The 6,467-nt window shown below is 51.6% G+C and carries 6 protein-coding genes; 5 read left to right on the forward strand and 1 reads right to left on the reverse strand.

Annotation, left to right across the window (positions count from 1 at the left end; genetic code table 11):
• Positions 1–61: 61 nt before the first annotated feature.
• Positions 62–691: a DUF2913 family protein gene (locus OGY09_RS23100; protein WP_048226383.1), complete on the forward strand. Its 630-nt coding sequence runs from the start codon at positions 62–64 to the stop codon at positions 689–691.
• 98 nt (positions 692–789) lie between these two features.
• Complete coding sequence (locus tag OGY09_RS23105; RefSeq protein WP_020996594.1) at positions 790–1,026, forward strand: hypothetical protein; 237 nt, start codon at positions 790–792, stop codon at positions 1,024–1,026.
• Positions 1,027–1,127: 101 nt separating this feature from the next.
• Here the strand turns inward: OGY09_RS23105 and OGY09_RS23110 are convergent, their stop codons facing one another.
• Positions 1,128–1,757 (reverse strand): LysE family translocator, encoded by a 630-nt coding sequence (locus tag OGY09_RS23110; RefSeq protein WP_275399183.1) that lies wholly within the window; start codon positions 1,755–1,757, stop codon positions 1,128–1,130.
• A 109-nt stretch (positions 1,758–1,866) separates the two neighbouring features.
• Here OGY09_RS23110 and OGY09_RS23115 point away from each other — a divergent pair, with 109 nt between their 5' ends.
• From OGY09_RS23115 to foxA, 3 genes are all read left to right on the forward strand, one after another.
• A complete protein-coding gene (locus tag OGY09_RS23115; protein WP_103014992.1) occupies positions 1,867–2,772 on the forward strand; it encodes a LysR substrate-binding domain-containing protein in 906 nt (301 codons plus the stop codon).
• A gap of 124 nt (positions 2,773–2,896) precedes the next feature.
• The gene (locus tag OGY09_RS23120; RefSeq protein WP_071444609.1) at positions 2,897–3,880 is read left to right on the forward strand and encodes a helix-turn-helix transcriptional regulator; all 984 of its coding nucleotides are present in this window, start codon (positions 2,897–2,899) and stop codon (positions 3,878–3,880) included.
• Between the two features lie 121 nt (positions 3,881–4,001).
• On the forward strand, positions 4,002–6,110 hold the full coding sequence (foxA, locus tag OGY09_RS23125; RefSeq protein ID WP_128612356.1) for a ferrioxamine B receptor FoxA: 2,109 nt from the start codon (positions 4,002–4,004) through the stop codon (positions 6,108–6,110).
• Positions 6,111–6,467 lie beyond the last annotated feature (357 nt).

Here is a 6,467-nt window from a genome sequence, read left to right on the forward strand (position 1 = left end):
TTAATAGAGTAATACAAGAATGACGTGGAATAACAATGATGATTTATTTGGGCAGGTTTAAGTGGTAAGGGATTCTGGAAGAGTTAGTACGTTACGACATCATTATCAGGATGATCTGGAAGCCTTTACCTGGAGTGCGTTAGTCGCAATTGGTATTGCAATAAAGGATCATAAAATCTACTCTAAAATGTCAGAGCATCTATTCATTATGCATTGGCTGGCTATTGCCAAAAAAAGAAAAATATTTTCGAAGAGCATTGTCAGTGAGCTTCAGTGGTTAATTGATGAGGGGAAGAAAAAAAGCCTCAATGCACAACTTAAATTTAAAATAGAATATTTGTACGCCACATCGAGCGGTGATGTGACAATGCAAAACGACTATTTTAAATTTACTCACACGATTGAAGTGTTGAGAAATAATGGATGGGAGAGCTTTCTGCTCACTCCGGAGAAGTGGCAAGGCCTTCATGAAAGTATTAAGGTCAGAAAAGGTGACTTTATTTTTATGGATGACACCCGGCTTCAGGAGTGCTTTGGCGTGCAGGGCGAGATAGTCAAACCTTTCTGTATTCGAGTGTACGGCGATATTGAGTTTGCAAAGTTAACGTTCATCAAACATAACCTGCCGGTTGAATTTGTGAAACATATTTCGAATGAGTTTTATTACTTCAATTTTCTTTCTGTTAAGTAATGCTTAACTGATATGGGGGACAAATTTCTGTTTGTTCAAAGAGTGTATTGATCTACCTGTGAAATTATCGGATTTATACCACGCGCAAAGGACAGCGAATGTTTACTCGAAAGTTAGTGATTACAACCGAATGGATTAGGTTGTCGGATACGCCAGACAATGTGTCCATTTCTTTTCGGGGCGTTCTTGAGATCGGTGAAAGCACGGTTGTACCAGATGGCAACACTCCTTTACTTCGCTTAGAAAATGAAATGGCACCTGTCGCCGTTGATGCGTTGTCATGGGTAAGGGTGCCAGTTGAACGCCAGGAAAATGTTATCGTCTATATTTTCTGAATCCTGGTTTATAAATCCATTAATAATGTTAATGTCGATTTGTTCTTATTTTATTCCTCCCGGTTCAAGATGAGATGTCTGGCTGAACAATTCGTTGGGGATCACATCGCGGGTGAGAGCATTTGTAGCGCGTGTACATTATAAATAATGCCAAGCACCGCCACCGCGAGCAGAAACAGGGAGGAGATAAAAACGCTGCGTCTGGCAAACCGCTCTGGCATCCAGCGTTTGAAAACCATGATGTAAAAAGACAGCACCGTAACATCAAAAATAACCCATACCAGCGTTAGCGTCACAATGCTGGTGGTGAAATCTTGCGTAATGGCAATGAACTGGGGAAAAAACGCTGCGAAAAACAAAATGTCCTTTGGGTTAGCGACCCCTGTCAGAAATCCATGGATAAGCCCGCTGTTATCGCGTTTTGGCGCACACAGTCCGGGGTTTGAGTCCCTGGCCCGCAGGCCGTTAATCGCCATCACACCGATATACAACGATCCCACAAGACCCAGTACGCAAAGCCATATCGCAGAGATTGAAACCACGCCAGCTAGCATCAGTGCAGCCAGAGCAATCAATACTAAAGAAGCGCCGTTAGTGCCAATCAGCGTGATAAAGGCCCGGCGATAGCCGTGCTGCGACGCGGTGGTGGTAATCAGCGCCACGACAGGACCCGGAGTTAACAGCAGGGTTACTACGCTGAGGCTATAGGCAGCCAGTAAAGTGAAATTCATACCTGATTATCCTGATGATATTTTCCATCAGTATTCCGCCTGCGTGGCGCATTGAAAAACGAATAAAACTGCGCTCTACTGTGAGTAAAACTCAATATAGAAGCTGAGAATGACGCTACCTCCGTTGTATGCACTGAGGGCTTTTGAAGCCGCAGCCCGTCTGGGATCGTTCAGTAAAGCCGCTATTCAACTTAACGTGACGCCGGGCGCGGTAAGCCGTCATATTCGCACGCTGGAGGCATGGTTTGGTTGCGAGCTATTTGTCCGCAGCGGCCCGCGTATCGAGATAACGCCTTCTGGCCAAGGGCTGGCGCAGCAGTTGACGGCTGGGTTTCAGAGTCTGGAACACGCGTGTCATGCCTTTCGCAGCAGCAGTCATGAGCTACGGCTGAAAGCGCCGTCTACGTTGACGATGCGCTGGCTTCTGGACGTGCTGCGTCATTTCCGTGAAGCGCATCCGACCCCGGTTGTCGAAATTTCCAGCGTCTGGATGGATACCGATTCGGTATCCTTCGGTCGTGAACCGTATGACTGTGCGATCCTGTTAGGGAATGGCCATTTTGGTGACGATACCGACAGCCGGTTGCTGTTTCAGGAGTGGCTTATCCCGGTGTGCTCACCCGCACTGCTGGTGCAGGCGCAGCGCGATCTTTCTGCCTGTGAACTGATTCATCCCTCAGCGGATCGCCGTGACTGGCGTCGGTGGCTGCAACGCACCGGGAAGTTTCCGGCGTTGAATCTTGCGCGAGGCAAAGTGTTCGACACCCTGGAGCAGGGCAGTCTTGCCGCGATGAGCGGTCATGGCGTGTCCGTTGCCGACCTGCTGTTAAGCCTGGCGGCCATTCAGGCAGGGATGTTGGCGTTACCGTTTAAAGATGCGGTAGCGACTGGCGAGGGGTATTACCTTGTCTGGCCAAAGGCTTCAACACGGCTTAGAAATATTGAGCTGCTGTATCGCTGGTTAAAAGAGGCTGCGCCGTGTGTCTCCTCGGCAGATCTAAACTGGCTGGATTAAGCTGTTTATTCTGCTAATCACCCATATTGATAATGGTTCTCATTATTATTGTCGTATTGCGCAGGTAATGGTAATGTTGCTTCAGTTATAAACCGTTAATTCCATTTCCTGTGCAGAAGACAGCATGAACAATACCACCGCCCTGAATGCCTCCGGACGCGTCGCTCGCACTTTCTCCGTCAGCGAGTTTATGGATTTTGGTGAGCGCTACGGGATCGATTACCGCTTTCCCCAGTTGGCACAAAGGCCGGATTTACCGTCTGGCAGCCCTGTTCTGCAAGGTGAAATTGAGGAGATGACTCTCCCATGTGGGATGTGCGTGACGCACTCCGACGTACAGGTATTGCAACCCTACGAAACCACCTCTCGTCACGACAGCCCTCTGTATATGCTGGTGGTACTGGAAGGCTGCGTGATCCTGACGCTTAACGGACAGGAGCACGTGGTGCGCTCCGGCATGGCGTTTAGCTCACGCCTGAGTGAGCACCAGACGATGCGTGCCCGTCATCATGCTGATTGTAAACTGCGGACATTATCGCTTGGTTTGTATCCCGACGGCGCGTGTCGCACGGGGTTGCTCGAATCGTTGATGCGTGAGTGGGAAAGATGCCAGACGCCGACGCTTATCTGGCAGGTGCCGGGTTTTTTACTCAGCGGACTGCAGTACGCGCAGCAGAGTACGATTAGCCATGTTTCTCGTCAGCTGATGCTGGAAGGGCTGATATTACAACTGTTTGGTCATGGCCTCAGCGTGTGTCAGGTCGAGAGCGGTAAACGTCTTGCGGCGAGCGGTGAGCAGCAGCGGCTGGAGGTCGTTCGCCGACTGCTGGAGCAAAGTCCCGAAAATGACTACACCCTTAATGAACTGGCCCAACGCGCAGCGATGAGTCCCAGCAGCCTGCGCAGTAAGTTTCGCGCAGCCTATGGCTGTTCGGTATTCGACTACCTGCGCGATTGCCGTCTGGAACGTGCACGCGGCTATCTACTGGAAGGATATAGCGTACAGCAGGCGGCCTGGATGTCGGGTTATCAGCACGCCACCAACTTTTCTACCGCTTTTCGTCGCCGTTACGGCTTTTCACCCGGTGATTTGCTCAAACTTTGCTAATCCATATTTGCGTTTTACGCACGTGATTTCCTGACAATTTGGCACTGCGCATAGGCAACCTGGCATCCGGCATAGCTATCTCCGTCAGCAAAAAGGTAATAATTCTCACTTACAATTAGACATGCCTTTGGAGATATTCATGTTCGCGAAGACTCGCTTGGCGCTGCTGGTGGGATGGGTTACCGGCAGCGTGGCTTTTCCTCTGCTGGCGCAGGAAACAACAAAAAACGATACGGTGGTTGTCACCTCGCAGATGCAGAGCGGGGCCACGAAGCTTGCCACGCCGGATATTGAAACGCCGCAGTCGGTATCGATCGTTACCCGTGAACAGTTTGAAGAGCAGGGCGCAACCAGCGTGCGCCAGGCCGTCAGCTATACGCCGGGTGTGTACAGCAATCAGATTGGCGCCTCCAACCGCTTTGACTACATCGTGCTACGTGGCTTTTCTGACGGTAGCCTGGATAACGTCTATCTTGATGGTCTGAAGATGATGGGCGACACCAACTCACACAGCTCGCTGGTGGTCGATCCGTGGTTCCTCGAAGATATCGAAGTCGTACGTGGCCCGGCTTCCGTACTGTATGGCCGTTCCTCCCCGGGTGGCATTGTGGCGCTGACCTCACGTAAGCCGTCGTTTGATGCGGGCGGTGAGGTGAAGCTGTTTGCCGGCAACAATAACCAGCGCGGCGCGGCGTTTGACGTCACCGGGGCGCTGGATGATAACGATCGCGTGGCGGCGCGACTGAGCGGGATGACGCGTTACGCGGACTCGCAGTTTGGTCCATTGAAGGAAGAGCGTTACGCGCTGATGCCCAGCCTGACCTGGCGTATCACCGACCAGACGCGTCTGGATCTGATGGCCTATTTGCACCGCGACCCGGAAGGCGGTAGCCACTCCGGTCTGCCGTATGACGGCACCGTGGTTCCGCATTACGGGCAAAAGATCTCCAACACCTTTTACGAAGGCGAGGATGATTACGACAAATACGATCGCCGTGAAAACATGGTGGGCTACAGCATTGAGCATATGTTTGATAGCGGTTGGTCGGTGCGGCAAAAGCTACGCTATCTGCATACCGACGTTGAGCTGAATCAGGTGTATGCGGCGGGCTGGCTGAATGAAACCGAGCTTAATCGCGGTTACTCCGGCTCCGATGAAAAAATGTCGGCGATTACGCTGGATAACCAGCTCGACGGCAGCTTTGATACCTGGCAGGTAAACCACCGTCTGCTGGTGGGGATCGACTATCAGGATCGCAGCAACAATACTACCGGTTACTACGGCGCATTCCCGCCGATTGACGCTTTTAATCCAGTGTACGGCGCGAAGCCTGATTACATCGACATGTATGCGCGTGAGAAACACAAGCTGCGCCAGACGGGTTACTATTTGCAGGATCAGATGTCATGGGATCGCTGGCGTATTACGCTCGGTGGTCGCTACGATCAGGTCAGCGTTTCTAACATTGATAAGATCAAGGATACTCGCAGCGATCTGGATAAAAACAACTTCAGTACCCGTGCCGCGCTGCTCTATTTATTCGATAACGGCTTTGCGCCGTACGTGAGTTATTCCACTGCCTTTACGCCAACCAGTTTTGCCGATGAGAACGGCAATCTGCTGGATCCGATGAAAGGCAAGCAGTGGGAAGCCGGGCTGAAATATGAGCCGGAAGGACTCAACAGCCAGTTCAGCGCATCGGTGTTCCGTATCAATCAGACGAATATAGCCACCAAAGAAGAGCCGACCGATCCGTACCGCTCGATTGGGGAAATTGAATCTGAAGGGGTGGAGCTGGAGGCAATTAGCCAACTGACGGATAGCTTCCGTTTGCAGGCGGCGTATACCTATACCGACATTCGCTATAAGAAAAGTAGCCCGGAAGAGCAGGGCAAGCGAGCAGTGTACGCCCCGCGTAACCAGGCCAGTACCTGGCTGAGCTACGATGTGAAAAGCGGTCCGCTGGACGGCCTGACGTTGGGTTCAGGTGTGCGCTACGTTAACGGTATTACCAGCGATCGCCTGAATACTCACACCCTGCCGTCCTACACACTGGTGGATATGGTGATTGGTTACGACTTAACGAATATCGGCATTAAAGGGTTGAGCGCGCAGTTGAACGTTAACAACCTGACCGACAAGCGCTACGTTGCGGCCTGTAACTCGCTCTCATACTGCTACTTCGGCGCCGAGCGCAGCATTGTCGGCAGTGTGTCCTGGAAATTCTGATGTTTTAGCCGGATGCGGCGCTGGCGCCTTATCCGGCCTACAGCAGCGTGCAAATCGTAGGCCTGATAAGCGCAGCGCATCAGGCTTTGTGATTGCGGCTATTGTGTAAAACCGTTCTGCAGACAAATCTGCGCGCTGGCGCCTTATCCGGCCTACAGCAGCGTGCAAATCGTAGGCCTGATAAGCGCAGCGCATCAGGCTTTGTGATTGCGGCTATTGTCTAAAACCGTTTTGCAGACAAACCTGCGCGCTGGCGCCTTATCCGGCCTACGGCAGCGTGCAAATCGTAGGCCTGATAAGCGCAGCGCATCAGGCTTTGTGATTGCGGCTATTGTGTAAAACCGTTTTGCAGACAAA

Origin of the sequence: Citrobacter sp. Cpo071 (genome assembly GCF_030332765.1) — a bacterium.
Lineage (GTDB): Bacteria > Pseudomonadota > Gammaproteobacteria > Enterobacterales > Enterobacteriaceae > Citrobacter > Citrobacter portucalensis.